The following is a 26,881-nucleotide window of genomic DNA, read 5'->3' on the forward strand; positions in this document are numbered from 1 at the left end:
AGGCAGCGGCGCAATTAGCCCTTCACCCCACCAACTTCGACACCCTTGAAGAAGAACTTCTGCATGGAGGCGAAGAAAACGATGATGGGAATGAGGGCAATGATGGTGCCTGCAGCTATCAGGCGGGGATTGGAACTGAAGGTAGAGTTCAGGTACTGCATGCCGACGGTGAGGGTGTACTTGTCGGTGTCGTTTAACACCACCAAGGGCCAGAGGAAGTCGTCCCAGGCTCCGATGAATGAGAACACCGCGACGACACTGGCCATGCCGCGCACGTTGGGCCAAACAATCTTGGTGATGCGCTGCCAGGTGTTGGCGCCGTCTACGGTGGCGGCATCTAGCACTTCGGCGGGTACGCCACGGCAGGCGGTAGCCATCAACAGGACGTTAATTGCGCCGATCGCGCCGGGTAAAAACACGCCGACCAGGGTGTTTTCCAAACCGAGCGATTTGATGGTTTGGTACTGGCTGGTGAGGGTGACTTCACCGGGTAGCAGTAAGACGGAAAACAGGATTGCAACGGCTATCGCCTTGCCGCGGAACTTTAGGCAGCCTAATGCGTAGCCTGCCAAAAGCGAGAATAGTACCTGGGTGAAAACAGTGGCGCAGGCTATCAGGAAGGAGTGGAGGGCATACCGGAAAACCGGAACTATCTGTGTGACCTTGGAAAAATTTTCCAAGGTGGGTTCAGCCGGGATGAGGTTTGGGGGAAAGGTGTAGATGTCCTCGGTGGGCCCCTTAAAGGCGGTGGACAGCTGCCATATAAACGGCGCCACCGCGATTATAAACAGGAGTGCCAGCAGGAAGTAGCGAAAGATGACACCGGCCAGGGTCGGTTTTTTGAAATCTGAGGAACCCCGCGTGCGGTAGAGTCGCTCTCGCCGCAGCGAATAGGGGGCAGAGGGCGTGTGCGTCATCGGGCACCTTCCTGTTTGCGCTCACGTTTGGCGCGCTTACTTGCTCGGCGGGCTGCTATCTGGTCGGCCTGGTTGACGTAGGCCACGAGGAGAAGAGGGATAAACGTCAAGAGGAATAGCACCACGGATATAGCGGAGGCGTATCCCAGTTTTCCATTTATGCCCTTTCCGACGTTCTGCACCATCATCACGAGTGATTGCGCCTGACCGCCGGGCCCGCCCTTGCCGTTGGTGAGCACGTAAAGCTCGGTAAAGATACGCATGGCCGAGGTGGCGATAAGAGCGGCTACGAGAAACATCGCGTTGCGGACGCCCGGCAAGGTGACGTGGAAGAAGCGCCGGAGGGTGCCGGCCCCGTCGATAGCCGCTGCCTCGTGCAGCTCAGGAGAGACGTTGCCCAATGCCGCGAGATACACGACCATGTAGTAACCAAGACCCTTCCACACGGTAAGAGAAATGGCCACGGCGATGATCCACCATCTTTCCACCAGGAAGGGAACTGGTTTGTCTATGAGTCCCAGGGCGCTCAGCGATTGGTTGATGATTCCGCGCGAGTCGAACATCCAGCCCCAGATGATGCCGACAACGACGACGGAGGCGACGACGGGGAAGTAGGCAGTCGTGCGAAATGCCGATATGAAAGGCAGGTTTTTCTCCATCAGGAGTGCCACCAATAGCGGCAGTATCGTCAGCAGCGGCACGCAGACGACGACGTAAATGGCTACTGTCGTCAGGGCGTACGTGAAGGAGGGGTCATCAAATAGCTTTTGAAAGTTTTCTAGGCCCACCCACCTGCCAGGGCGGAGGGGGCGAGCGTTGGTGAATGCCGTGTAGATCGTGCGCAGAAAGGGCCAGATGGCAAAGACGAGTACCCAGGTCACCGCGGGCGCGACCAGAATCCAGGGCGTGAAGCGGTGGTTTGAATTCACGGAAATGCTTTCTTCGGGGATGTGGGCGGGGCCGCGGCCCCGCCCACATCGCTACTTGGTCAGGTTGTCGTTGGCGTATTTGACGGCGTCGTCAAGTGCCTGCTGCCCGGTGATGTCTCCCTTAATGGCCAGGGAGATCTGCTGGGACATGTGGATGGCCATGTCGTTGCTCCACTGGACAGGCTCGGGGATCATGGCCTTGTCCATGTAGGGAGCAGCGAGCTTCAGCGCCTCCGCCTGGAGCGGATCGGTGATCGCCGAAGTGAACGATTCCGGGTTGTTGGTTCCCTCCACGGTGCCGGGGAAGAATCCCTGGGCTAGCTTGACAAACTCCACCTGGTTGTCGTTGTTGGTGACGAACTGGGCGAACGCCAACGCCAGCTCGGGATTGGCGGAGTTCTTGGAGACGCTGATGCCCTGGACAAAGAGCGGGGAAATACCAAAACGCGGCGTCATCTTGATCTTGTCCAGCAAGGTGGGCGCGTCGTCCTTGAGCTGGGTCGGGAAGCCGGGGGTCGCAGTGGTCCACGCCGTCTTGTTCTGCTTGAAGAGAGCGGCGTTGCCCTGGTAGTCGGAGTTGAGTACCTCGGCGGGGATAGCGCCTTCCTTGAAGAGCTTGGCGTACTCATCAACAATGGCCGCTGCCTTGGCGTCGTTGAAGACGAACTTGCCGTCCTTCATGATTTCTACCCCGGCAGAGGCAAAGTCGGCGAGGTTAGGCATCGCCGAGACCAGGGGCATACTGCCATCGGTCTTCTGGGCGATTTCGCGGGCGGTCGCGTAGAACTCCTCGGGGGAAGTGGGGAACTTGTCGGTCGGCAAACCCGCCTTGCTGAAGGCCTCGGTGTTCCACCAGTTGAGGTCCGTCGCTAGGTACCAGGGGTAGCCGAAGGAGCCCTCAAGGCCCTCGAATTCGTAGGCCGCGATTCCGGACGGCAGGTAGTGTTCGATGGCGGCCGGATCGGCCTGCTTGAGATCCACCAGCATGTCGATTTCCGGTTCGGCCAACAGGTAGGCGAAACCCGGTGGCAGGTTGACGACGTCCGGTAGCTGGCCGGAACCGGCCTGCTGCAGGATTTTCTCCTCGTAGCCGTCACCGGGCTGATCCACCCAGTTGATCTTGGTGCCGGGGTTGGCTGCTTCGAAGTCGGCGATGAGCTTTTCGAAGTAGGGCGAGAACTTTTCGTTCTTCAGAGACCAGGTTTGGAACGTGATCTCGCCACTGAGGCTTCCCGCGGTTCCTTCGGCGGAGGTCTGACCGGGGTCCGTCTTTCCGCTGGTGTCCGTTTTACTTTCTGTGCCGCAAGCGGTCAGGGTCAGGGTCAGGGTCAGGGTGGCAGCGCCCGCGAATGCTAGGGCGCGGCGAAGACTCCTGCTCATGTTCATCTCCTTTGAAGAATGTGGCAGCGCCAGGGGAGCGGCAGTTCAGCGCGTCGAGACGCTCCGAACTGCATCGCTTTAGTGAAGTGTGGCACGTCCATGCTTAAGCGGTCCAGGTTCGCGCGCGCAAACCCGGTCACAAAAAGGTAACATTGCGTAATGCTGCGTGTTAAATCGGCTGTATGGCCATTGGTGCGCAGTGGTGGTGGGTGGGGTGGGCGCACCAAGTAGGGTGGGCCACATGACCCTGACAGTCGCAGACGTGACCAGCCATCTGGAGAAGCTCTACCCGCCCCACCTAGCCGAAGACTGGGACTCGATCGGCCTCATCGTGGGGCAGCCCACGGCCGTGGTGCAGCGCGTCCACCTGGCAGTCGACGTCACCCAGGCTGTCGTCGATGAGGCCCTGGCAGGCGGGGCCCAGCTGCTGCTCACCCACCACCCGCTCTACCTGCGCGGCACCGACACGGTGGCGTGCACCACGCCGAAGGGCCGCATGGTGCATGCCCTCATCTCCGCAGGCTGTGCGCTCTACAACGCTCACACCAATGCCGACTCCGCGCCTGAGGGCGTGGCTGTCGCCCTGGCTGAGTTGCTCGAGCTGCGCGCTACCGTGCCCCTGCAGCCCGCGGCGGCCGACCCGACGCTCGGAATCGGCCGGGTCGGACACCTGCCCACGCCGCAAACCTTGGATGAGCTTGCTGCCGTCGTCGCCCGGGTCTTGCCCGCCACCGTGCCGGGGATACTCGTAGGTGGTGACCTGACCGATACCGTCGACAAGGTGGCGGTTTCCGGCGGCTCCGGCGACTCGCTGCTGGGGGCGGCCCGCGCCGCCGGGGCCGACGTCTTCATCACCGCCGACCTCCGGCACCACCCGGCCCAAGATCACCTGGCGGGCGGCAAACCCTGGCTGATAAACACCACCCATTGGGCGAGCGAGTGGCCTTGGCTGCCTCTGCTGGCCCGCGCGCTGCGGGCCGAGTTTGGCCCACAATTGGAAGTGACGATTTCTACCCTGCCCACTGATCCGTGGCAGGCCAGCTACTAGGAGCACTCATGGCGACCGCCCCGTTGAAAGACCAACGCAAGCTCGTTGAGTTGCAGGTCAAGGATCTCGCGCTGGCCAAACTCTCCCACCAGCTGCGCACCCTGCCCGAGTTGGCCGAATTAGCCGAGCTGGAGCGCCAGCACCAAGAGGCCGAGCGGCGAACATTGGCCGCGCGTACCCACCACGGTGATGTCACCCGGGAGTTGACCCGCATAGAGGACGAGATCGACGCCGTGCGGGCTCGTGCCGAACGGCACACGGCGCGCATGGCGCAAAGTGGCATTCCCGCCAAGGAGGTGGCCGCCCTCGAACGCGAGCTCACCGCGGTGCGGGCTCGCCTGACGACCTTGGAAGCCAAGCAGTTGGAGGTGTTGGAGCGGCAGGAAGCTGCGCACCAGGCGCTGGACGCCGCCGCAGAGGTAGGTAACGAGTTGCGGGCCCAAATCAAGGCGGTGGCGGCGCAGCGCGACGCGGCCGCCAATCAGATAAAGGCCGAAGGTCGCGCTCGCCTGGCGGCCCGCAACGAGTTCGCTGCCGCCCTGCCAGCCGACCTGGTGGCCGAGTACGACCGGGTGCGACGCGCCAACGGCGGGGTGGCGGTAGCCGCCCTGTATGGACGGCGGGTGGAGGGCGCTCCCGTGGAGTTCACCCCCGCGGAGCTGGACCGCATCCGGGCCGCCGCCCCGGATGAGCTGATTTTCTCGGAGGATGACGGCTATCTGGTGGTGCGGATGGGCGAGCAGTGAGCCGCCGCCTCCTGGTCCACACTGATGGCGGGGCGCGCGGCAACCCCGGCCCGGCCGGATACGGCGCCGTCGTCTACGACGCCGAAACCGGACAGGTGCTGGCCACCCGGGCCCGGTTCCTGGGCGAGGCCACCAACAATGTTGCCGAATACGAGGGCCTGATCGCGGGCCTGCAGGCCGCCCACGCCATCGACCCGACCGCCACCGTTACCGTGCGGGCTGACTCCAAGCTGGTGGTGCAGCAAATGAGCGGCGCCTGGAAGATCAAGCACCCTGACATGCAAGCGTTGGCCCGCCGGGCCCGCGCCGTTCTGCCGCCGGAACAAGTGCACTACGAGTGGGTTGCCCGCGCCGACAACCAGGCGGCCGACGCGCTCGCCAACGAGGCGATGGACAGCCAGGGGGAGAGCGCCACCGACGAGTGGCGCCAGGCCCCCACCGAGACGCCCGCGGCGAGCCCGGACCCGGCACCCGCGGCCAACAACGATCCGGCCGTCCGGGTCTCGGCTAACAATTCGGTCCCGGTGGCCCGCCCCCGGGAGGCCTCCATTTGGGTCGGGGCAGGCACCCGCACCACCCTGGTGCTCGTCCGCCACGGCGTGACCCCGATGACACTGGCGGGCGAGTTCTCCGGCGGTAGCGAGCCCGGACCGGACCTCAGTCCGGAGGGCTACCGGCAGGCGGAGCAGACGGCGCGGTTCGTGGCCCGCATCGGCCACGACCTGTGGCTCGACAGCCCGCGGGCCGACGTCGTCCTGGCCTCGCCCATGATCCGCACCCAGTCCACCGCGCGGGTGATCGCCGCCGCCCTCGAGACGGGCGTGGAAAACGCGGAGGCGTTCGCCGAGGCGCACCTAGGGCACTGGCAGGGGTTGACGGCGGCGGAGATCGAGCAGCGCTGGCCAGGGGAGCTGCAGCGTTGGGCGAATGAGGCCACCGTCGCCCCACCCGGAGGTGGGGAAAGCCTGCAGGACGTGCAGCGGCGGATCCGCCCCGCCCTGCGGCGGATAGTGGAGGAGTACGCGGGCCGCACCGTCATCATCGCCACCCACAACGTGGTCCTGCGCGCCGCCCTCGGCACGGTGCTGCGCATGGAACCGCGCCATTGGACCACCATTCGGACCTTCCCCGCCTCGGTGAGCGTGATCGAGCACTTCGCTGACGGCCGCAACCTGGTCAGTGCAATAGGCATCCCACCCCACTAGCGATTGGAGATGACATGGCTACCTGGCGGGTGCTGCTGATCGGGGCGGCCACCGTCCTGGTGGGCGGTTGGCTGGTCTTCGACGGCCCCCACTGCTGGCTGGCGCGGGCCTAAACCACCAGGGTCAGGCCACGCGCGTCCAGGCGCACGTCCTGGACGGCGGGCAGCTGGCCCGCCAGCTCGGCGACGTCTGCAGCCTGCCAACCGGTAACATCCCGGGCGCACAACGCCCCCAGCAGCAGGCCACGGTAGCGTTTGGCGTCGTGGGAGACCGCCACCTCTTTGCCTGCTCGCCTGGTCACGGCCCGCACCGCGAGCACCCGGCCTGCCAGCACCTTGGCCGGGGCGGCCGCCGCGTATTCGCTCGAGCGGCAGTCCAACACGAGGGTGTGCGCCCGGCCCAGCTCGGCTAGCGCGGCACTGGCGGCCGGGCGCCAGGTGGCAGCCAGGGGCGTGCCTGGCAGGGGCGTGTGCATAGTCAACCGGTAGGGGGCGATGATGTCGCTGGGGCGCACAAAGCCGTACAGCGCCGAGGCGATAACCACCTCCGGGCCGCCGACGTGCTGCGGGGCGGTGGGCCAGCCGGCCGCCGCATACAGCACGCCCGTGTACGCCTGGGCGGCGGGCAAGGCCGGGCGGGTGGCGAGCGTCGCATTGGCCGCCACCTCACCCGCCAGGCGGGGGCCGAAACCCAGGCTGGCGGCGGCGTCGGGCGCGGCGCAGGCGGCCACCAGACGGGCCGCCACCTCGGCGCGCACCGCCCCCAATTCCGGGAAGGACAGGCAGGCAGGGGAGTACGGGTCCCCGGTGGCGGGCGTCAGCATGGAGCGCGAAGGCGGCAGAAGTACAAGCACCCTGCCAGGGTAGTGGTGGCGTCTCCGTTTCCAGTGCCCTGCCGCGCGAGTGCCGACAAGTGCGCGGGCGGCACCGACCAGCCCGAGAAGTCGACCCGCCCCGACGGCAGACCAGAGCCGTCCACTACACTGGCGGACGAGACGAGTCGGCCGGGCGGCCGCGGCACGAAAGTGACGAGGAACGTCCGGGCTCCACAGGGAAGGGTGATGGCTAACGGCCACCCGGGGTGACCCGCGGGAAAGTGCCACAGAAAACAAACCGCCCACGTGGTAAGGGTGAAAAGGTGAGGTAAGAGCTCACCAGCGGCGCGGGTGACCGCGTCGGCTAGGTAAACCCCACCCGGAGCAAGACCAAACAGCAGGTGCTTGACGGTGTCCCGCCGGAGCCTGCGGGTAGGTTGCTAGATCCGGTCGGCAACGGCCGGGGTAGATGGATGGTCGCCGCCGCATTGCGGTAACAGAACCCGGCGTATAGGCCGACTCGTCTCCCTACCGGCGGCTCAGTGTCGTTATGAGCGCGGCGTGGTCCGAGCCCGGGATGTCAATGACCTGCGCCGCGCTGACCGCCCAGCCGGGCGGCACAAAGACGTGGTCGATGCCGGTGCGCAGCCAGCGAGGAGAGCTGGTGGGCCAGGTGCCCCGCTGCCAGGCGGGCAAAGCCGACAGCGCGGAGGTGTGCGGCAGGGCCCGCAGCGGGCCGTGCAGGAGGGAGGCGTTGAAATCGCCCGCCAGCACCGTCGGCCGCTCCGCGCGGGCCAGCTGCTGCACCAGCGCGAGATCCGTGCGCCACCGCCCCATGAGCCCAGGCAGCGGCGGAGCAGTGTGTAGGCCGATGATGTCGGGCAGCGCCGGGTCGGTGGCGCGCAGGTGTACCGTGCCGAAGGTTGTCTGTGCCACCGGCACCGGCACGTAAGAGGGGCGGCGCACGATGATCGTGGTGGGGGAGATGGTGGTGCCGGTGGGTGGGGAGGTGAACACGGCGAAATCGGTGGAGGGCAGACCGACGTCGACCAGGTCACTAAGTAGCTGGGGGTCGCCGTCCTGCTCGGGCAGGACGACAACGTCGGCCTGCCCTTGCAGCAGGAGCGCCCGGGCCGCGGCGGGACCGAAGGAGTTGTAGGCGTTCCAGGTTGCGACGCGGAGCTGGCCGCCCTCGCCGACCGGGGGCAGGGCAGCGGCCCGAGGCCCCAGCCAAGCCGCGAACAGCAACAGGCTGGCGCAGGCCACCACCAGGGGCCCGGCCGCTCCCCAGCGGGAGCGCCGGGACCCAGTGGCACTCCCGCGGCCCAGTAGCCACCAGAGCAGGCCCCACAGCACGGCCAGACCCCCCAGGGCCAGCGCTGAGACCTGCCCGAAGGCGAGGGCGTGGGCGACGGCGAAACGGGTGGTGAGCCAGGCCAGGGGCGCCCACTGTGGGCAGCAGCCCACCCCGAGCAGCGCCGCAGTCAGCAGGCCCAGCACGGCCAGCAGCCCCGGCCGCATGGCTCGGCGCAGCAATTTTACGCAGACAGGGCGGCCGCCAGGGCCGCACCCCCAACGATGCCGGCCTCGTTGCGCAACTGGGCGGGCACAATGGGGGTCTGCAAGTCCAACAACGGCAAGAACTGCTCGTGGTGAGCGCTCACCCCGCCCCCCACAATGAACAGGTCAGGGGAGAAGAGCATCTCGATGTGCGAGTAGTACCGTTGCAACCGCTGCGCGTAGGCCGGGAAGTCCAAGTTCTCGGCGGTGCGCACCGAGGCCGCCGCCCGCGTCTCAGCATCGACCCCATCCAGCTCCACGTGCCCGAGCTCCGAGCAGGGAATCAGCACACCGTTGTAGATCAAGGCTGAACCGATGCCAGTGCCGAGTGTCGTAACGACGATCAGTCCGTCCACCCCGGCCCCCGCCCCGAAGGCGACCTCAGCAAAACCAGCAGCGTCCGCGTCGTTGACCGCCACCACGTCAGTGCCGAGGGTCTGCCGCATCTGCGCCGCCACGTCCACCCCGACCCAGGACTGGTCCAGGTTGGCCACGAACCGCACAACATTGCGCTTTATCGGGCCGGGAAAGGTAATACCGATGGGAGTGCCGGGCGGCAGCTCGAACGCGGCGATTACCTCACGGCACACCTCAGTCACCGCTGCGGGCGTGGAAGGCTGGGGGGTGTCGATACGCACCTGCGGGGCTGCCAGGAACCCGGATTGCAGATCGACCGGGGCGCCCTTAATGCCCGAGCCCCCAATGTCGATACCGAATGCCAATGCCATGAGTGGGCCTTCCGTCGTTGAAACTTGCCTGCATCCTAGTCGGCGCCCGGGGCCGCCGTCAGGATCCGCGCGCCGTCCGCCGTCACCGCCACAGTGTGCTCAAATTGGGCGGTCCGCTTCCCGTCCGCCGTCAGGATCGTCCACCCGTCGTCCCACTGCTCCCACTCGTACGTGCCCAGCGTCAGCATCGGTTCGATGGTGAAAACCATTCCCTCCTCCAGCACCTCGGCGTGGGCGGGGGCGGCGTCGTAGTGCGGCACGATCAGCCCCGAGTGGAAAGCCTCCCCGACCCCATGGCCGGTGAAGTCCCGCACCACCCCGTAGCCGAAACGCTTGGCGTAAGACTCGATCACCCGGCCAATGACGTTGAGCTCCCGGCCGGGACGCACCGCCCTAATGCCGCGCGCCAACGCCTCCCGGGTGCGTTCAATCAACAGGTGACTCTCCTCGTCGACCTGCCCGATCTCAAACATGGTGCAGGTGTCACCGTGGACGCCATCAAGGTAGGCGGTGATGTCGACGTTCAGGATGTCGCCCTCCACCAACACGGTGGAATCGGGAATGCCGTGGCAAATCACCTCATTGAGGGAGGTGCAGACCGACTTGGGGAAACCCATGTAACCCAAACACGACGGGTAGGCCCCCGCCGCCACCAAGAACTCGTGTGCGGCGGCATCGATCTCATCCGTGGTGGTGCCCGGCACACACAAGGGCCGGATGTGCTCCAACGCTGCGGCAGCGAGCGCCCCCGCGGCGGCAATCTTCTCGATCGTCTCCGGGGACTTCACCTCGGGAGCGGTGACGACCTCGGGGCCGTCGTGGAAAAGATACTCGGGGCGAGCAATGTGGTTCGGCACCGCCCGCCGGGGGCTGAGACGGCCGGGGGTGAGGGGAGCAAAGGTTGAGCGCGGCATGGAACTCACTTCGTGAAGTAGTGCTCAAGGGACGGGAACTTCTCGGCGCGTACCTGCTCGGCGTAGGTGCGGGCGGCACCCTCCAGGGCGGCCCCCAACTGCGCGAACTGCTTGGCGAACGACGGCGACCAATCGGTCATGCCCGCCATATCTGTCCACACCAACACCTGACCGTCGCAGGCTGGTCCCGCGCCGATGCCGATCGTGGGCAGCCCCACCACCTCCGTGATGCGGCCCGCCAGCGCCGAGGGGATCATCTCCAGCACCACCGCGCTGGCACCTGCCTGCGACAGCGCCACCGCGTCAGCAACCAGCGCCTCAGCCGCCGCATCGGTCCGGCCCTGGATACGTTTCCCACCGAACGCGTTCTCCAACTGGGGGGTGAAACCCAAGTGCCCGATGACGGGGATACCGGACTGGGTCAGCAGGCGCACCTGCTCGGCCACCCGCGCGCCACCCTCCAGCTTCACGGCACTAGCCCCGGCCTTCATCAACCTGACCGCGCTGGCATGCGCCTGGGCGGGGCTGGCCTCGTACGTGCCAAACGGCAGGTCAGCCACCACCAGCGCCCGCCGAGTCACGCGCGCCACCGCCCGCGTGGCCACCACGATTTCGTCCAACTCCACCGGCAACGTCGTGTCGTAGCCGTGCATGACATTGCCAATCGAATCGCCCACCAGCAGCAGGTCTATGCCAGCTCGATCAAAAATGCTGGCCGTTACCGCGTCGTAGGCGGTCAACATGGTCAGCTTCTCGTGGTTTTCCCGCGCCTGCTGCAAATGATGTATCCGCACGCGTTTCTTCTCCGCCAGCGACAAGTTCACGTCCCTCTCCTTGTAATCGACGATGGGCAAAACCTTAGACCTGCTCCCGCCACCGCGAGGTGATTGGCACCTGGCGGCCCCGCCGGAAACCGCGCGGGTGCAACTGGGGCGCAGGGGCGTATTGGCGGCGCTTCCACTCCGCCCGGCTCGCCAGGGTAAACAAACGGTCCACGTCGGCGGCCTGGTGTCCGCGGGCCACCAACTCGCTGCGGGTGTATTGGCCTACCAGCGCGTCCTGCACCAGCGGATCAAGCCGCGCATAAGGCGGCAACGAATCCGAATCCTGCTGCCCGGGGGCCAACTCCGCGCTCGGCGGCTTCGTTATCGACGACTCCGGGATCGGCGGCGTTGCACCCTGGGCGTCCGCGAGTTCGTTGCGCCACCGCGCCATCTGCCACACCAGGGTCTTATCGGCATCCCCCAGCGGGGCGTAACCACCGACGGTGTCGCCATAAATCGTCGAATAGCCGACCGCCACCTCGGTCCGGTTACCGGTGGCCAGGACCAGGCCACCTTCCTGATTGGAGATGCCCATCAACAGCACCCCCCGCACCCGCGCCTGCAGGTTCTCGCTCGCCACCCCAGTTAGCGGGTTGGCGGCCTGGAAGGCGGAGACCAGCTCCTCAATCGGGATGACCCGATAGTCGATGCCATTGACGTGAGCCGTTAACGCGGCGTCGTTGCGGGAATGTTGCGAGGAGTAGGCCGACGGCATCGAGACCCCGATCACGTTGCTGCCCCCGAAGACGTCGGCCGCCATCACCGCCACCAATGCCGAATCGATTCCCCCCGACAAACCCAAAACGGCCTTAGTTATCCCATTCTTCCGGCCGTAGGCGGCCAAGCCCGCGCAAATCACCCGGTAGGCGATCTCTGCCACCCCCGCCTCGGCCAAGACCGGTCCGGGCCGCCGTTCGCCCTCCAGCACCAGGTCCGATTCCAGGTAACGGCCCTGACTTACCGCGCCCGCCGCCACCAGCGACCCACCAGCGAACACGACGTCATCCGTGGCGCCCGCCAGGTTGGCAAACGCCAACTTCTCACACCGGCCAGCCAATGCCAGAACCCGGCGTCGTAAGTCACCCAAGCTCCCGACGTGCGCGGGCACCGCATCAAGCACCACCAGCTCGCCGCCAGCCGGGGCTGCCTCAGCCGCCGCCAGCGAGCCAAAAACCCGCACCTCGGCCGCCGCGCCCACCAAACCGGCCTCCGGCTGCCCATCAGCCAAGGCCACCGCCACCCCCAACTCGGCGGCCGCGCCCGCCAGCCGCTGGCTGGCCGCCGCCACCGCTGCCGTGAAAGCCGAGCGCTCTGCCAGGTCGCCCACCGGCAGCCCGGTCAGGCACCCCACCGGTAGCGCCACCACCGTCGCCCCCCGGCCCGCCGCCTCGCGCACGGCGGTCACCGCGAGGTCCAAATTGCCATCAATGTCGCCAACTACTGGGTCCACTTGCCCCACAGCCATCACAGTCATGCCACCAGCCTATTCCTCCTGTCTGTTCCACCCCGCTCGCACCCGCCGACTGGAACCCGCCCCCACGGCGCCCAGGAGAACCGATAGGATTTGCGCGGTAAACGAGGAGGAAGCCAATGACTAGCCCAATGCTTAGCCCGCTGGACGAGGCAGGCGTCGCCGCCGCCGTTGACAGCGCGCTCGCGGCCATTGCGGCAGCCAGCACACTGGCTGAGTTGAAAGAGGTACGCCTGGCTACCTTGGGGGACAAGGCCCCGTTGAGCCTGGCCAACCGGGGGATCAAGGACCTGGAGCCCGCGGACCGGGGACGGGCAGGAAAGTTGCTGGGGCAGGCCCGTGGGCGGCTGACCCAGGCGCTGGCCGCCCGCACCAGCGAAGTGGAGGCGGTGGAAAAAGCGGCGGCGCTGGTCGCTGAAGAAGTGGACGTCACGGTGCCGACTGCCCGCGTACGCCCTGGGGCACGGCACCCGCTCAGCACCCTGATCGACGAAATCTCCGATTACTTCGTGTCGCTTGGTTGGCAGATTGCCGAGGGGCCGGAGGTGGAACACGAGTGGTTTAACTTCGATGCCCTCAATTTTGGGCCCGACCATCCGGCTCGGCAGATGCAGGACACCTTCTACCTGGACCCGACCGTGGCAGGGGAGCAGGCTGCCGCCACTGGCCTAGTGCTGCGCACCCACACCTCTCCGGTACAGGCGCGGGCGCTGTTGGCGGGGCAACCGCCGCTTTTCATCGCCTGCCCGGGCAAGGTGTTTCGCACTGATGCGCTGGATGCCACCCACACCCCGGTTTTTCACCAGGTGGAGGGACTGGCGGTGGCCAAGGGGCTGACCATGGCGCATTTGAAGGGAGTTTTGGACGACTTCGCGCGCGCCATGTTTGGGCCCAGCGCCAAAGTGCGGCTGCGACCCTCCTTCTTCCCATTTACCGAACCCAGCGCCGAGATGGACTTTTGGTTCGAGCAGAAGAAGGGCGGAGCCGGGTGGATCGAATGGGGAGGCTGCGGCATGGTCAACCCCAACGTGTTGGCCTCCTGTGGCATCGACCCGCAGGAATACACCGGCTTTGCCTTCGGCATGGGGCTGGAGCGCACCTTGATGCTGCGGCACGGGATCGCCGACATGCACGACATCGTTGAGGGGGACCAGCGGTTCTCCGCCCAGTTCGGACCTGCGGGAAGGGGCCAGTAATGCCACGCATCGATCTTGAATGGCTCGCCGACCATGTCGACTTGAGCGCTGCTCCCACGGCAGAACAACTGGCGGCCGCGCTGGTACAGGTGGGGATCGAAGAAGAGACCATCTGGCCCCCCGCGGTCACCGGCCCGCTAGTGGTGGGGCGAGTGCTGACGATGGACAGCGAGACGCACAAGAACGGCAAGACCATCAACTACTGCCGGGTTGATGTGGGGGAGCACAACGACGAGCCGGGCACCGGGAAGGAGCCCAGTGAGCTGCCCAGCCGCGGCATCGTGTGTGGCGCACACAATTTCGCCCCAGGGGACTGGGTAGTGGTCAGCTTGCCGGGCACGGTGCTGCCCGGCCCGTTCCCGATCGCGGGCCGTAAGACCTATGGGCATTGGTCGGATGGCATGATCTGCTCCGAACGGGAACTGGGTTTCTCCGACGAGCACGACGGCATCATTGTGCTCACGCGCCTGCTGCCCGACCAAGAGTTTTTCCCGGGGCAGGACGCGGTGGAGCTGCTGGGCCTGGGGGCGCAGGTGCTGGAAGTCAACATCACCCCCGACCGCGGGTATTGCTTCTCGATGCGCGGCCTGGCCCGGGAGTATTCCCACTCCACGGGCGCAGCTTTCAAGGATCCGGCGTTGCCGGGGGTGCTTACCACCCCCGCCCCGCAGGGCGAGGGCTTTCCGGTGGAGTTGGCGGACGCGGCGCCCATTCACGGGGTGGCGGGGTGTGATGTGTTCACCACCCGTATCGTGCGCGGCATAGATCCGGCTGCGCCGACTCCCCGCTGGATGGTGCGGCGGCTAGTCAACGCGGGCATGCGGCCGATCTCGTTGGCCGTGGACGTCACGAACTACGTCATGCTGGACCTCGGGCAGCCGCTGCACGCCTACGACCTTGACCAAGTCAGTGCCCCGTTGGTGGTGCGACGCGCGCGCCCGGGGGAGAGGCTGCGCACGCTGGACGACGTGGACCGGCAGCTGGATGGTGAAGACCTCGTGATCGCTGACTCGCCGGACACGCTGGGCAGCCGGGTGTTGGGCTTGGCTGGGGTCATGGGCGGTGCCACCTCCGAGGTCGGCCCGACCACCCGGGATGTGCTGATTGAGGCCGCCCACTTCGACCCGGTGACGGTCGCGCGCACGGCCCGGCGCCACAAACTTCCCAGCGAGGCGGCCAAGCGGTTCGAGCGGGGGGTTGATCCTTTGACTCCCCAGATCGCTTCGCAGCGGGTGGTGGACCTCTTGGTGGAATACGGTGGGGGAGAGGCCGACCCCACGCTGCACATCGTGGGCCAGCCGCACCTGCCAGCCCCGGTGGACTTCCCGCTGGCCGAGGTCGCGCGCCTGACCGGCCTGGAGCTGCCCGAGAACGAGATCGTCGCCCTGCTGGCCGAGATCGGGTGCGAGGTCAGCGGCAGCGGACCGGTGCGCCAGGTGACCCCGCCGTCGTGGCGCACTGACCTGACGGGTCCGGCCCACTTCGTGGAAGAGGTAGCCCGCCTGAAGGGCTACGACGCCATCGGCTCGCTGCTGCCGGTCACTGCGGGGGGCGGCGGGTTGACGGATGCCCAGCGACGGCGCCGGGAGCTGGCGGCGGCCCTGGCTCTGGCTGGCATGAGTGAGATCCTGACGGACCCGTTCGTGGGGGACGTCAGCGACGCGCTCGGTTACGACGCTGACGACGAGCGGCGGGTGCGACTCCGGCTGGCTAATCCCCTGGCTGACGATGCGCCGTTCTTGCGCTCCAGCCTGTTGGAGACCTTGTTGGCGGCGGCGCGCCGCAATGTCTCGCGCGGTCTTAATAGTGTCGCCTTGTACGAGTTTGGGTTGGTGGCGCAGGCGAGCACCGCGCGCGGCGCCGCCCCCGTGGCGGGCGGGCAGCTGCCGGGGCAGGAAGTTTTGGCACAGCTGTTTGCCGCCACCCCGCGGCAGTGCCAGCACGCTGCCGGGGTGTTCGTCGGCCAGGCGCAGCAGGCTGGCCCGTTGGTGCCGTCGCGTGCCTACGACTGGGCAGACGCGGTGGAGGCCGTGCGGCTGTTGGCGCGGGTGGCCGGGGCGGAGCTGGAGGTGCGGCAGGCACGCCGTGCGCCGTGGCATCCGGGCCGGTGTGCGGCCCTGTGGGTCGGTGAGACTTGTGTGGGCTATGCCGGGGAGTTGCATCCCGACGTGTGCGAAGCCTTCTCCTTGCCGCCGCGTACCTGCGCGTTCGAGGTGAATGTGGAGGCCGCCTTCACCGTTGCCGCGCCGGAGGTGCTCACCACGCGGCCGATCTCGACCTTCCCGGCCGCCAAGGAAGACTTCTCCTTCGTAGTGGCACGGACCTGCCCGGCGAACGCAGTGGCGCAGGTGGTGCGGCAGGCGCTCGGTGACTTGGCGGAGGACGTGCATATTTTCGACGTCTATACGGGCAGCGGGATCGCGGCCGACCAGCAGGCGGTGGCGGTGTCGGTGCGACTGCGGGCCGCCGATCGGACCTTGACTGCTGACGACCTCGCGACGGCGCGGCGACGCGTGATCAGCGCGGTGGAAGCCGAGGTGGGCGGGCAGCTGCGCGGCTGATCGCCGCAGGGCGGTGGTGGGGGCGGACAGGTTCCGCCCCCACTTTTTGCGTGCTGTTAGGCGGATGTGCCTAGGTATGGGCGGTAATGGTCCGGCATACTGGGGGCATGAGAATTCTTGTTGCGGTGGCTTCCAAACACGGTTCAGCGTTCGGCATTGGTGACGAGATCGCGCGGGTGTTGGGAGAGGCGGGCCACGAGGTGGAACGCCTGCGGCCCGAGGAAGTGGAGAAGCTGAGCGGTTACGACGCGGTGGTGCTCGGCTCCGGGGTGTACATGACCCAGTGGCTGGAGGCGGCCCGCGATTTTGCGAAACGTTTTGGTCCCGACTTGCGGCGGTTGCCGTTGTGGACATTCTCGGTGGGGATGTCTGGCGTTGTGGCTGGTGCCGTGCGTGACCCCTCGCGGGTCGGCCCGGTCCTGGTGGCCTTGGATCCCATTGACAACGTCACGTTCGCCGGCAAGATCGACCCGTTGGAGCTGACGTTGCGCGAGCGGTCGATCGCCCGCCTGGGCGGGGCCATCGAGGGAGACTTCCGGGAGTGGGACAAGGTGCGGGCGTGGGCGCTGTCCATTTCTGATCAGCTGCGGGAGCACGTCGGCGCCTAAGTCGCGGGTGGGGCACGTCACAGTCAAGCCGACCGAAAAGTATACATAGGCCTGTATAGTTATACGCATGGTGTTGCGTATAGCTGTTGTCGGCGCTTCCGGCTACGCGGGTGGAGAAGTTCTCCGGGTCTTGCTGAGCCATCCGCAGGTGGAGATCACCTCCCTAACTGCCGCGACTTCCGCGGGCAGCAAACTGGCCGACCACCATCCGCATTTGGGGCCGTTGGCCGCCCGCAGTTTGGAGCCATCCGAGCCTGCGCAACTGCTCGACAATGACGCAATCGTGATGGCGCTGCCGCACGGTGCCTCCGGCAGCCTGACTGCCGAGCTCGACGCCCTGGGATACCAGGGCGTCGTCTTGGATTGCGGTGCCGATCACCGGCTGACCGACGCGGAAGCCTGGCAACAGTGGTACGGCGGGCCCTACCCCGGCGCTTGGACCTACGGCCTGCCCGAACTGTTGCACGCCGGAGAGACCTGCCCCCGACAACAGCGTGAGTTGCTGCGCGCGTCCCGCCGCATCGCGGTCCCCGGCTGCAACGTCACTGCCGTCACCCTGGCCACCCAGGCGGCAGTGGCCGCCGACCTTATCGATGCCACCCGCCTGACCGCGGTGCTAGCGGTTGGATATTCCGGGGCGGGCAAAACCCTGCGGCCCCACCTGCTGGCCAGCCAGGCGCTCGGCAACATCGTGCCCTACGCGGTCGGCGGCAGCCACCGACACATTCCGGAGATCGAGCAGAATCTCCAGGTGGTCGGCGCGGCCGCACCCCGGGTGTCTTTCACCCCGGTGTTGGTGCCCGTGAGCCGCGGCATTCTTGCCACCATCACCGCGCCCTTGTCCCCTGGTGTCGATGCTGCCGCCCTGCACGCGGCCACCACCCAGTGTTACCAAGACGAAGCACTGGTCGAGGTGCTTCCGCTGGGGCAATGGCCCACCACCGGACCGGTAGTCGGCACCGGACGGGCGCAGCTCGCAGTCGGGGTGGACCAACGGGCCGGGGTGGCTCTCATGCAGGCCGCCCTCGACAACCTGGGTAAGGGAACAGCCGGGGCCGCCGTGCAGTGCCTAAACCTCGCCGCGGGTTTGCCTGAGACCACCGCCGTTGCCCAGATCGGAGTCGCCCCATGACCTCCTCTCCTCTCACCGCACCAGCGGGCTTTCGGGCCGCGGGCGTCACCGCCGGGTTGAAGGCCTCCGGGCGCCCAGACGTTGCCCTCGTGGTCAACGATGGTCCCCTGGCAGTGGCGGCAGCGCTCACCACGCGCAACCGGGTGCGGGCGGCCGCCGTCGACTTGACCCGCCGCCACGTAGCCGACGGCACCGCCCGCGCCGTCTTGCTGAACTCCGGGTGCGCCAACGCCTGCACTGGTCCGGCGGGCCGGGCCGACGCGGAGGCGGCGGTCTCGCAAACCGCTGACCTTCTCGGGGTTGCCCCCACCGACATCCTGTTGGGACAAACCGGGATCATCGGGCACCGCGTCAACCAGCAGCTTTTCCACAACGGTATTGCGGCCGCGGTGGCCGCCCTAGCTGCTGACGGCGGGACGGCGGCCGCGCAGGCGATCTGCACCACCGACACGGTCAGCAAGGAAACTTTTGTCAACACAGGGGAGGGCTGGAGCGTCGGCGGTATCGCCAAGGGCGCGGGCATGCTCGCTCCGGCTTTGGCCACGATGCTGGTGGTGCTCACTACCGATGCCGTGTGCACCGCGGCGGAGCTGGACACCGCCCTGCGGCAGGCCACGGCAGTGACATTTGACCGCTTGGACTCCGACGGGTGCATGTCCACCAACGACACCGTCTTCGTCCTGGCCTCGGGGGCCAGCGGCGTGCGGGCCACCCCGGCACAACTTGGCGAGGCCTTGACGAGCGCGTGCCGCGACCTGGCTAGGCAACTGCTCAGCGACGCCGAGGGTGCCAACCACGACATCGCTATCACCGTGCGCGGCGCCACCAGCCAGGAGGCTGCCGTCGCGGTGGGGCGGGCGGTGGCCCGCTCCAACCTGGTCAAGACTGCCATCTTCGGCAACGACCCGAACTGGGGCCGCATCGTCGCCCAAGTCGGAACCGTCCCCGCCGATGTAGCCCCCTTCGACCCGGCCGAGCTCGCCGTCACCATCAACGGGGTGACCGTGTGCGCCGCCGGGCAGGCCACCGCCACCCCGCAGGTAGACATGCGCGCCCGTGACGTTGCCATCGACATCGACTTGGGGGCCGGGGCCGCACAAGCCACTATCTGGACCAACGACCTCACACACGCCTACGTCCACGAGAACAGCGCATACACGACATGAACTCTCACCTGCAAACCCACCCGGAAGTAGTGCGCGGCTTGTCGGCCGCCGACAAGGCAGCCGTGCTCCTGGAAGCCATGCCCTGGCTGGAGCGATTCCAAGGCGCGATCGTCGTCATCAAGTTCGGGGGCCACGCCATGGTCAACCCGGAGCTGGAGCGGGCCTTTGCCAAGGACGTGCTGTTCCTGCATCGCGTCGGCCTGCGGCCCGTCGTGGTGCACGGCGGGGGACCGCAGATCTCGGCCATGCTCAGTCGCCTCGGCCTGCAAGCCGAGTTCCGGGGCGGACTGCGCGTGACCACCCCCGAAGTCATGGACGTGGTCCGCATGGTGCTGACCGGGCAAGTGCAAAGAGGCCTGGTGTCCCTGCTCAACGAACACGGTTCCCGGGCGGTGGGTATCTCCGGCGAAGACGGCGGCCTGCTGCGAGCCCGCCAGCGCCTGGCCCAGGTGGATGGCGAGCAGGTCGATGTTGGTCTGGTGGGAGACGTGGTCGAGGTCGAGCCGACCGCGGTGCTGGAGCTACTGGCGGCCGGACGTATCCCCGTCGTCTCTTCCATCGCCCCGGAGATCGGCCACGCCACTACCGTCCTGAATGTCAATGCGGACACGGCTGCTGCGGCGCTCGCGGTCGCGCTAGGGGCGCGCAAATTGGTGATGCTCACCGACGTCGAGGGGCTCTACGCCGCCTGGCCCGACAAAACCTCCCTCATCTCGGAGATTACCGATGACGAACTTGCGGCCTTACTGCCGACTTTGGAGGCAGGCATGGTGCCGAAGATGGAGGCGGCGCTACGGGCGGTGCGTGGCGGGGTAGCCCAAGCCCACATCATTGATGGGCGGCAACCCCATTCCGTGCTCCTAGAGATATTCACCGACACCGGCATCGGCACCGAGGTCTCGCGCCTGGAAGCGAGGAACTGGCAATGAGTAACCTGGTCGAGCGGCACGCCACGCACATTATGAACACCTTCGGCCCGCCCCGACTGGGGATCACCGGGGGGCAGGGCTGCTACCTGCTAGGCGAGGACGGGCGGCGCTACCTGGACCTGCTTGGCGGCATCGCCGTGAGCGCCTTAGGGCACGGTCACCCGGCATTGGCGGCGGCGATCACTCGGCAGGCGGCCGACGTGGTGCACGTGTCGAACTTCTTCGCCACCCGCCCGCAGGTCGAACTGGCACAACGGTTGACGGCACTCGCGCCCTTCGCCCCCGCCCAGGTCTTTTTTGCCAACTCGGGTACCGAAGCCATCGAGGGGGCCTTGAAGTTGGCGTTGCTACACGGCGGGCAGCACCGTCCGCGGCTGCTCGCCCTCGAAAACGCCTTCCACGGCCGTTCCACCGGTGCCCTAGCCCTGACCCACAAGGCCGCCTATCGGGAGCCCTTCGCTCCGTTCATGCGGCCGGTGACTTTCCTGCCTGCCGGGGACGTGTCTGCCCTGGAACGGGAGCTGGCCCAGGGGGATGTAGCCGCCCTGTTCGTTGAGCCCATTCAGGGCGAAGCCGGGGTGCGGGCCCTGGAGCACCGCTACTTGCGGGCGGCCCGGGAGCTAACTAGCGCCGCCGACGCCCTGCTGGTGGTGGACGAGATCCAGACCGGGGTCGGCCGCACCGGCCGGTTCTTCGCCCACAGCGCCGCCGAGATCAGCCCCGACGTCATCACCTTGGCTAAAGGACTGGGAGGCGGGGTCCCCATCGGCGCGATTTTGGCCACCGCAGCGGTTGCTTCCCTCCTCGGCCCCGGCAGTCATGGCACGACGTTCGGCGGTAACCCGCTGGCCTGCGCCGCGGCCCTGGCCGTGCTAGACGTCATCGCGGAGGAACACCTGCTGGAGCGAGTGCAGGAGCTGGCGGGGCGCTGGGCCCGCGAGCTCGCGCAGCTGCCGGGAGTGACTGAGGTGCGCGCGCACGGCTTGTTGCTCGCCCTCGAACTGGACCGGACTGCTGGTCCCGTTGCGGCCGCCCTGCAGGAGGCGGGTTTCCTTGTGAACCCGGTCACCCCGACCGCCCTCCGGTTGGCCCCGCCCCTGACGCTAAGTGACGCCGAGGCGGATTCATTCACGCACGCCCTCCACACCGTCTTGACCCGAGAGGAGAATCCGTGAGCTCTACCGCTCGTTCCCGCACCGGTCGCCATGCCGCTATCACGCGGCTGATCGAGCAGGGAGATATTGCCTCCCAAGAACAGCTGCGGGCGGCCTTGGCGGCCGCCGGCATTGCCACCACCCAGGCCACGCTCTCCCGGGACCTGGTTGACCTGGGGGCCACCAAAGTGCGCACCGCCAACGGGCGCAGCGTCTACCGGCTGCCGGACGCCGATGCCCCCACCCCGGAGGTACCCGTTGATTCCCAGCTGGCGCGCCGCGCTGCCGACCTATTGGCCACCGCGGATACCGTGCTCAACCAGGTGATTTTGCGCACCCCGCCCGGTGCGGCCCAACTGCTGGCGGCCGCCCTCGACCGGCACGTGCTGCCCGGTGTGCTCGGGTGTGTGGCGGGCGATGACACCGTTCTGATTGTTTGCCGCGGCCAGGCAGAGGCCGAGGAAACCCACAGCCTGCTCCTGCGGCTGGCAGGGCGCAGCGCCTGACGCCCCCTTTCCCTCCCCATCCCTCAAATAGGAGTACAAACATGAGCAAACCCCGCGTGGTGCTGGCCTACTCCGGTGGCCTAGACACCTCCGTGGCCATCGGCTGGATCGGCGAACAAACTGGGGCCGAAGTGATTGCCGTGGCGGTTGATGTCGGCCAGGGCGGCGAGGATATTGAGGTAATCCGCCAGCGCGCCTTGGACTGCGGCGCCGTAGAGGCTTACATTGCCGATGCCCGCGACGAGTTCGCCACCGATTACTGCATGCCCGCCCTGGCGGCCAACGCGCTGTACCAGAAGCGTTACCCGCTCGTCTCGGCCCTCTCCCGGCCCGTAATTGCCAAGCATTTGGTGCGAGCCGCCCGCCAGTTTGGCGCTGCCACCGTCGCCCACGGCTGCACGGGCAAGGGCAACGACCAGGTGCGTTTCGAGGTGTCCATTACCTCCCTGGCGCCTGACCTGCGGTGCATCGCGCCCGTGCGTGACCTCGCCCTGACCCGCGACAAGGCCATCGACTATGCCGTCGCGCACAGCCTGCCCATCGAGACGACCAAAGCCAACCCGTTCTCCATCGACCAGAACGTCTGGGGCCGCGCCATTGAAACCGGCTACCTGGAGGACATCTGGAACGCTCCGACCAAAGACGTCTACAACTACACCGACGATCCCGCCTACCCGCCACTGCCCGACGAGCTAGTCATTCGCTTCGACAAAGGCGTGCCCGTGGCCATCGACGACCAACCGGTCACCCCGCTGCAGGCGATTACCGAACTCAACCGGCGGGCCGGCGCCCAGGGGGTGGGCCGCATCGACCTAGTGGAGGACCGTCTGGTGGGCATCAAATCGCGGGAGATTTACGAGGCTCCCGGTGCGATCGCTCTCATCGCGGCCCACGAGGAGCTGGAGAACGTCACCATCGAGCGCGAGCAGGCGCGCTTCAAGAAACAGGTGGACTCCCGCTGGGCCGAGCTGGTGTACGACGGTCAGTGGTTCTCGCCCCTCAAACACTCCCTGGATCAGTTCATCGCCGACACCCAACGCTACGTATCCGGGGAGATTCGTCTCGTGCTGCACGGCGGGCGGGCCGTCGTCACTGGCCGCCGCTCCGCCCAAGCCCTGTACGACTTTAACCTTGCCACCTACGAGTCGGGCGACACCTTCGATCAGGCCCAGGCCCGCGGCTTCATTGAGATCTACGGCATGACCACCAAGCTTGCGGCCTTCCGCGCTGAACGCGAGGGAGACGGCATTGATTTCGGTATTGGAGACCTGTGATGGCGGGGACTTTGTGGGGCGGGCGTTTCGCCCACGGCCCGGCCGACGCGCTGGCCGCCTTGAGTAAATCCACCCACTTTGACTGGCGGCTGGCGGCGTACGATCTGCGGGGCTCGGCGGCCCATGCCCGGGCCCTGGCCAGCGCGGGTCTGCTCACCGACGTCGAATTGGCGACCATGCTCGCCGGGCTGCGTGAGCTTGCCGCCGAAGTGGCGGCGGGCACCCTGCACCCGCAGCCAGGCGATGAGGACGTCCACTCGGCCCTCGAACGGGAATTGATCGCGCGCATCGGTCCGACCGTCGGCGGCAAGCTGCGGGCCGGCCGCTCGCGCAACGACCAGATAGCCGCGCTGATCCGCATGTACCTGCGTGAGCAGGCCCGCCACCTGGTGAACCTGATCAGTCAGGTGATACAGGCGTTGGCGGCACAGGCTGCCCAAGCGGGCGAGGCCATTATGCCGGGGCGCACCCACCTGCAGCACGCGCAACCGGTGCTGCTCGCCCACCAGCTGCTGGCTCACGCTTGGCCGTTGCTGCGCGATTGTCAGCGTTTGGTCGACTGGGATCGGCGCGCCGCGGCCAGCCCGTACGGTGCCGGGGCGTTGGCGGGGTCGACGTTGGGGCTGGATGGCGAGCAGGTGGCTCGCGAACTCGGCTTTGCCGGGACGCTGCCCAACTCGATCGACGCCACAGCCGCCCGCGATGTGGTGGCCGAATTTGCCTTCATTTGCAGCCTCGTGGCCATCAACCTCTCTCGCCTGAGTGAGGAGATCATCATCTGGAACACCCACGAGTTCGGGTACCTGCAGCTGGACGACGCCTTTTCTACTGGTTCTTCGATCATGCCGCAGAAGAAAAACCCCGACATCGCTGAGCTGGCTCGTGGCAAGGCCGGGCGCCTGCTCGGGGACCTGACCGGGCTGCTGGCCACCTTGAAGGGCCTGCCCTTGGCCTATAACCGAGACCTGCAGGAAGACAAGGAACCGGTCTTTGACGCGATAGACAACCTGACCCTGCTGCTGCCCGCGGTGGCGGGCATGGTCGCCACCATCCGGTTTGATTATGCCCGCATGGCTGCGCAGGCTCCACAAGGCTTTTGCCTGGCCACCGATATCGCCGAGTGGCTGGTCAAGCGCAACGTGCCCTTTAAAGTCGCCCACGAGGTGGCCGGTGCGTGTGTGCGGGTCGCCGAAGCCGCTGACAAGGAACTGGTCGACCTCACCGACGCGGAGCTGGAACAAATCGGCGGCGTCCAACTGCTGGGGGTGCGCGAGGTGCTGACGGCCGCTGGCGCAGTGATGGCTCGCGACACTCCGGGCGGGACGGCCCCCAGCCGAGTCTCGCAGCAGCGCGAGCAGCTGGCGGCCGCGCTGCGGCAGGTGCAGGAATGGGCGCGGCAGGCAGAGGGCGGCGAGGAAGACTAAACTGCCTGCTGGCAACATCTGTGAAGGAAAGGAAAGATCGTGGCTGACGTCCTGGACGAGCTCGCCTGGCGAGGTCTGATCGCCCAGCACACCGACCTGCAGGCGCTGCGCAGCGCCCTGGCGGACGGCCCGCTCACTTTCTATACCGGTTACGACCCGACGGCGGCTTCCCTGCACCACGGGCACCTCGTGCAGTTGATCGTCATGCGGCACCTGCAAAACGCTGGCCACCGGCCGATTGCGCTCGTCGGGGGCGCCACCGGCCTGATTGGCGACCCGCGCATGAGCGGGGAGCGGACCTTGAACGAAGCCGACGTCGTCGCAAGTTGGGCGCAGTCCCTGCGGGCCCAGATCGAACGATTCTTGTCCTTCGAGGGGGACAACGCCGCCGTCATGGTCAACAACTACGACTGGACGGGTTCCCTGAGCGCTATCGCCTTGCTGCGTGACATCGGTAAGCATTTCCGACTGGGCACTATGCTGGCCAAGGACACGGTGGCGCGCCGCCTGGCCAGCGACGAGGGCATCTCGTTCACCGAGTTTTCCTACCAGCTGCTGCAAGCTAACGACTTCCTGGAGCTGCACCGGCGCCACGGCGTGACGCTGCAGACGGGCGGTAACGACCAGTGGGGCAACCTGCTGGGGGGTGTGGAGTTGATTCGTAAGGCCGAAGGGCGAGCGGTGCACGCCCTGACGACGCCGCTGATCACCAAGGCTGACGGCACCAAGTTTGGCAAGTCCGAGGGCGGGGCCATCTGGCTGGATCCGCAGATGATGAGCCCGTACGCCTTCTACCAGTTCTGGCTCGGCCAGGACGACGCCGATGTGGTGCGGTTCTTGAAGATCTTCACCTTCCTGGGCCACGCCGAGATCGAGGCGTTGGCGGCAGAGGTAGCGCAGCGGCCGCAGCAGCGACGCGCCCAGCGGGAGCTGGCCCGCCAGGTAACGACCCTGGTGCACGGCGCGGAGGCCACGGCCACGGTTGAGGCGGCCAGCGCGGCACTGTGGGGCAGCGGTGACCTGACGGCGCTGGACGAGCGCACCCTGAGCGAGGCGACCGCCCAGTTGCCGAGCGGCACGATCACGGTGGGTGCCTCCACCATTGTCGATGCACTGTTGGCCGCCGGTCTGGAAAAGGGGCGGAGCGCAGCCCGCAAGACGGTGGCGGCTGGCGGGGCCTATCTCAACAACGTCAAGGTCACGGACGAAGATGCGCCGCTGAGACAGGCCGACCTGCTGGCCGGTGGCCTGGCATTGGTGCGCAAGGGCAAGCGCAACCTCGCGGTGGTGCGCAGCCAGTAACCTCGGTTAGCGGCCGCGCCCCCGGGCTGCGGTGATACTTCGGTGTGCCGACCTGGGGGTGCGCTCGCACTTGCCCTGCGCGGGCGCCGTTGTGCCCCGAGTTTGTTGACCACCTCGAAGGGTGCGGCCACCAAACCCGCGCGGGCACCGCCCTAGGGGCGGCGCCAGGACAGCAAGTAGCGGTAGTACAGTCCTCGGCGCAGGCGTGCGCCGGGGAGGAGACGGCGTGCCAACGCCCGTACCTCGGCCACGCTCATGGTCGGCGGTGCCACCTGCACGCCGAGGTCCCGGGTCTCACGCCGCCACCAAGAGCCCAGCCGTGCGGCGGGAAATTGCCCCGCGGACCAGCACCAGTCGCTCAGAGACTTGTTGGCGGCCAGACCAACAACCAGCAACATTCCGCCCGGTCGCAGCCAAGTCCGTGCCTGGCGGAAAGCCACCTCGGCGTCGAGGTGATGCAGGCTTGCCACAAAGGTCACCAAATCGTAAGACTGCTCGCTGGGCTGAAACGAGACAAAGTCAAGCTGCAGGACTTGCGCCCGTGGCTGGTCGGCCAGGCGCAGCCGCGCGCGAGTGGCGGCCGCGGGATCCGGCTCCAGCCCCACCACATTGATGCCGACCCCGGCCAGCCGCTCGACCAGCAAACCCTCACCGCAGCCGACGTCTACCGCGTCGCGGGCGGCACAGGAGGCAGCCTGCCGCAAGATCCACGGGTGGTAGGCGGTGTTGTGATTCCAGTAGGTGTCCACCGCCTCACTGTTACACGTGTAGTTGAGCTGTGGGCGGTCCCACAACTGCGCGGACCAGTTCACCGTCTGTCGACCAGTAAACGACGACATTGCGGTGGTGGTGGCCGCCGGGTGGGTCGACTTTTCGGCGAATTATCGGGACAAAAGCCGCCGAGTGGGCAAATGTGCTTCAGGTCATGCCGACTCGAGTTGACACGAGGCGGGCGGGTGCTGCTAAAGTTTCTCCCTGTCGCCGAGAGCGGTTGGTAAAGCTGCTGGGTGATTGATTTTCCTGGATGTGATGGCGTTTGTTGTTGTGTCTGGGGGCCATCGGGTCGGCTGGTCTCATTTGTTTGGGGTTGGTT

At 66.9% G+C, this 26,881-nt stretch carries 24 protein-coding genes and 1 other RNA gene; 15 read left to right on the forward strand and 10 right to left on the reverse strand.

The genetic code is table 11. From position 1 onward, the window contains the following. Positions 1 to 14 precede the first annotated feature (14 nt). The 3 genes from BSZ40_RS04630 to BSZ40_RS04640 are packed head-to-tail and all read right to left on the reverse strand — an operon-like array spanning position 15 to position 3,226. Positions 15 to 917 carry a carbohydrate ABC transporter permease gene (locus BSZ40_RS04630; protein ID WP_073823738.1) on the reverse strand — a complete coding sequence of 301 codons (903 nt, stop codon included), beginning with the start codon at positions 915 to 917 and terminating at the stop codon, positions 15 to 17. Beyond that, a complete protein-coding gene (locus BSZ40_RS04635; protein WP_073823740.1) occupies positions 914 to 1,846 on the reverse strand; it encodes a carbohydrate ABC transporter permease in 933 nt (310 codons plus the stop codon). Before BSZ40_RS04635 ends, BSZ40_RS04630 begins: the two co-directional genes overlap by 4 nt. A 51-nt stretch (positions 1,847 to 1,897) precedes the next feature. Further along, the gene (locus BSZ40_RS04640; RefSeq protein ID WP_073823741.1) at positions 1,898 to 3,226 is read right to left on the reverse strand and encodes an ABC transporter substrate-binding protein; all 1,329 of its coding nucleotides are present in this window, start codon (positions 3,224 to 3,226) and stop codon (positions 1,898 to 1,900) included. A 241-nt stretch (positions 3,227 to 3,467) separates the two neighbouring features. On the opposite strand from BSZ40_RS04640, the gene BSZ40_RS04645 reads away from it, so the two are divergent. Genes BSZ40_RS04645 through BSZ40_RS04655 form a run of 3 tightly spaced genes read left to right on the forward strand, consistent with a single transcriptional unit; the run spans position 3,468 to position 6,225 of the window. Beyond that, entirely contained in the window at positions 3,468 to 4,274 is an 807-nt protein-coding gene (locus tag BSZ40_RS04645) for a Nif3-like dinuclear metal center hexameric protein (protein ID WP_073823743.1), read from the forward strand. A gap of 8 nt (positions 4,275 to 4,282) precedes the next feature. Further along, positions 4,283 to 5,020 carry a zinc ribbon domain-containing protein gene (locus BSZ40_RS04650; RefSeq protein WP_073823744.1) on the forward strand — a complete coding sequence of 246 codons (738 nt, stop codon included), beginning with the start codon at positions 4,283 to 4,285 and terminating at the stop codon, positions 5,018 to 5,020. Continuing rightward, entirely contained in the window at positions 5,017 to 6,225 is a 1,209-nt protein-coding gene (locus BSZ40_RS04655; RefSeq protein WP_073823746.1) for a bifunctional RNase H/acid phosphatase, read from the forward strand. Before BSZ40_RS04650 ends, BSZ40_RS04655 begins: the two co-directional genes overlap by 4 nt. Positions 6,226 to 6,334: 109 nt before the next feature. On the opposite strand, the gene BSZ40_RS04660 is transcribed toward BSZ40_RS04655, so the two are convergent. After that, complete coding sequence (locus BSZ40_RS04660; protein WP_143180880.1) at positions 6,335 to 7,078, reverse strand: YaaA family protein; 744 nt, start codon at positions 7,076 to 7,078, stop codon at positions 6,335 to 6,337. 142 nt (positions 7,079 to 7,220) lie between these two features. On the opposite strand from BSZ40_RS04660, the gene rnpB reads away from it, so the two are divergent. Beyond that, positions 7,221 to 7,566: RNase P RNA component class A (gene rnpB, locus BSZ40_RS04665), an RNA gene on the forward strand. 1 nt (position 7,567) lies between these two features. On the opposite strand, the gene BSZ40_RS04670 is transcribed toward rnpB, so the two are convergent. From BSZ40_RS04670 to nadE, 5 genes are read right to left on the reverse strand one after another with little or no spacing between them, the layout of a single operon-like run. After that, positions 7,568 to 8,560: an endonuclease/exonuclease/phosphatase family protein gene (locus tag BSZ40_RS04670; protein ID WP_143180881.1), complete on the reverse strand. Its 993-nt coding sequence runs from the start codon at positions 8,558 to 8,560 to the stop codon at positions 7,568 to 7,570. A gap of 17 nt (positions 8,561 to 8,577) precedes the next feature. Continuing rightward, a complete protein-coding gene (gene ppgK / locus BSZ40_RS04675; RefSeq protein ID WP_073823752.1) occupies positions 8,578 to 9,327 on the reverse strand; it encodes a polyphosphate--glucose phosphotransferase in 750 nt (249 codons plus the stop codon). A 35-nt stretch (positions 9,328 to 9,362) separates the two neighbouring features. Beyond that, positions 9,363 to 10,241, reverse strand: coding sequence for a type I methionyl aminopeptidase (gene map / locus BSZ40_RS04680; protein ID WP_073823754.1), 879 nt, complete (start codon positions 10,239 to 10,241; stop codon positions 9,363 to 9,365). A 5-nt stretch (positions 10,242 to 10,246) separates the two neighbouring features. Further along, positions 10,247 to 11,065, reverse strand: coding sequence for a 3-methyl-2-oxobutanoate hydroxymethyltransferase (gene panB, locus BSZ40_RS04685; protein ID WP_245793839.1), 819 nt, complete (start codon positions 11,063 to 11,065; stop codon positions 10,247 to 10,249). Positions 11,066 to 11,099: 34 nt separating this feature from the next. Then, the gene (nadE, locus tag BSZ40_RS04690) at positions 11,100 to 12,539 is read right to left on the reverse strand and encodes an NAD(+) synthase (RefSeq protein ID WP_073823756.1); all 1,440 of its coding nucleotides are present in this window, start codon (positions 12,537 to 12,539) and stop codon (positions 11,100 to 11,102) included. Between the two features lie 116 nt (positions 12,540 to 12,655). Between nadE and pheS the strand changes: the two genes are divergently transcribed. From pheS to tyrS, 11 genes are all read left to right on the forward strand, one after another. After that, entirely contained in the window at positions 12,656 to 13,732 is a 1,077-nt protein-coding gene (pheS, locus tag BSZ40_RS04695) for a phenylalanine--tRNA ligase subunit alpha (RefSeq protein WP_073823758.1), read from the forward strand. After that, positions 13,732 to 16,293 carry a phenylalanine--tRNA ligase subunit beta gene (gene pheT, locus BSZ40_RS04700; protein ID WP_073823760.1) on the forward strand — a complete coding sequence of 854 codons (2,562 nt, stop codon included), beginning with the start codon at positions 13,732 to 13,734 and terminating at the stop codon, positions 16,291 to 16,293. Before pheS ends, pheT begins: the two co-directional genes overlap by 1 nt. A gap of 107 nt (positions 16,294 to 16,400) precedes the next feature. Further along, positions 16,401 to 16,901: a flavodoxin domain-containing protein gene (locus BSZ40_RS04705; RefSeq protein ID WP_073823762.1), complete on the forward strand. Its 501-nt coding sequence runs from the start codon at positions 16,401 to 16,403 to the stop codon at positions 16,899 to 16,901. Between the two features lie 67 nt (positions 16,902 to 16,968). Beyond that, positions 16,969 to 18,033: an N-acetyl-gamma-glutamyl-phosphate reductase gene (gene argC, locus BSZ40_RS04710; protein ID WP_084542621.1), complete on the forward strand. Its 1,065-nt coding sequence runs from the start codon at positions 16,969 to 16,971 to the stop codon at positions 18,031 to 18,033. Further along, positions 18,030 to 19,199: a bifunctional glutamate N-acetyltransferase/amino-acid acetyltransferase ArgJ gene (argJ, locus tag BSZ40_RS04715; RefSeq protein WP_073823766.1), complete on the forward strand. Its 1,170-nt coding sequence runs from the start codon at positions 18,030 to 18,032 to the stop codon at positions 19,197 to 19,199. Before argC ends, argJ begins: the two co-directional genes overlap by 4 nt. Then, the gene (gene argB, locus BSZ40_RS04720) at positions 19,196 to 20,128 is read left to right on the forward strand and encodes an acetylglutamate kinase (protein WP_073823767.1); all 933 of its coding nucleotides are present in this window, start codon (positions 19,196 to 19,198) and stop codon (positions 20,126 to 20,128) included. The genes argJ and argB overlap by 4 nt, the downstream gene beginning before the upstream one ends. Further along, the gene (locus tag BSZ40_RS04725; protein ID WP_073823769.1) at positions 20,125 to 21,303 is read left to right on the forward strand and encodes an acetylornithine transaminase; all 1,179 of its coding nucleotides are present in this window, start codon (positions 20,125 to 20,127) and stop codon (positions 21,301 to 21,303) included. Before argB ends, BSZ40_RS04725 begins: the two co-directional genes overlap by 4 nt. Further along, positions 21,300 to 21,788 (forward strand): arginine repressor, encoded by a 489-nt coding sequence (locus BSZ40_RS04730; protein ID WP_073823771.1) that lies wholly within the window; start codon positions 21,300 to 21,302, stop codon positions 21,786 to 21,788. Before BSZ40_RS04725 ends, BSZ40_RS04730 begins: the two co-directional genes overlap by 4 nt. 41 nt (positions 21,789 to 21,829) lie before the next feature. After that, on the forward strand, positions 21,830 to 23,062 hold the full coding sequence (locus BSZ40_RS04735; protein ID WP_073823773.1) for an argininosuccinate synthase: 1,233 nt from the start codon (positions 21,830 to 21,832) through the stop codon (positions 23,060 to 23,062). Continuing rightward, positions 23,062 to 24,486, forward strand: a complete 1,425-nt coding sequence (argH, locus tag BSZ40_RS04740) for an argininosuccinate lyase (protein ID WP_073823775.1) — start codon at positions 23,062 to 23,064, stop codon at positions 24,484 to 24,486. The genes BSZ40_RS04735 and argH overlap by 1 nt, the downstream gene beginning before the upstream one ends. A gap of 39 nt (positions 24,487 to 24,525) precedes the next feature. Next, complete coding sequence (gene tyrS, locus BSZ40_RS04745) at positions 24,526 to 25,788, forward strand: tyrosine--tRNA ligase (protein ID WP_073823777.1); 1,263 nt, start codon at positions 24,526 to 24,528, stop codon at positions 25,786 to 25,788. A 152-nt stretch (positions 25,789 to 25,940) separates the two neighbouring features. Here tyrS and BSZ40_RS04750 read toward each other — a convergent pair whose 3' ends face one another. Beyond that, the gene (locus BSZ40_RS04750) at positions 25,941 to 26,627 is read right to left on the reverse strand and encodes a class I SAM-dependent methyltransferase (protein WP_084542622.1); all 687 of its coding nucleotides are present in this window, start codon (positions 26,625 to 26,627) and stop codon (positions 25,941 to 25,943) included. Positions 26,628 to 26,881 lie beyond the last annotated feature (254 nt).

Origin of the sequence: Buchananella hordeovulneris (assembly GCF_001907235.1) — a bacterium.
Taxonomy (GTDB): Bacteria; Actinomycetota; Actinomycetes; order Actinomycetales; family Actinomycetaceae; genus Buchananella; species Buchananella hordeovulneris.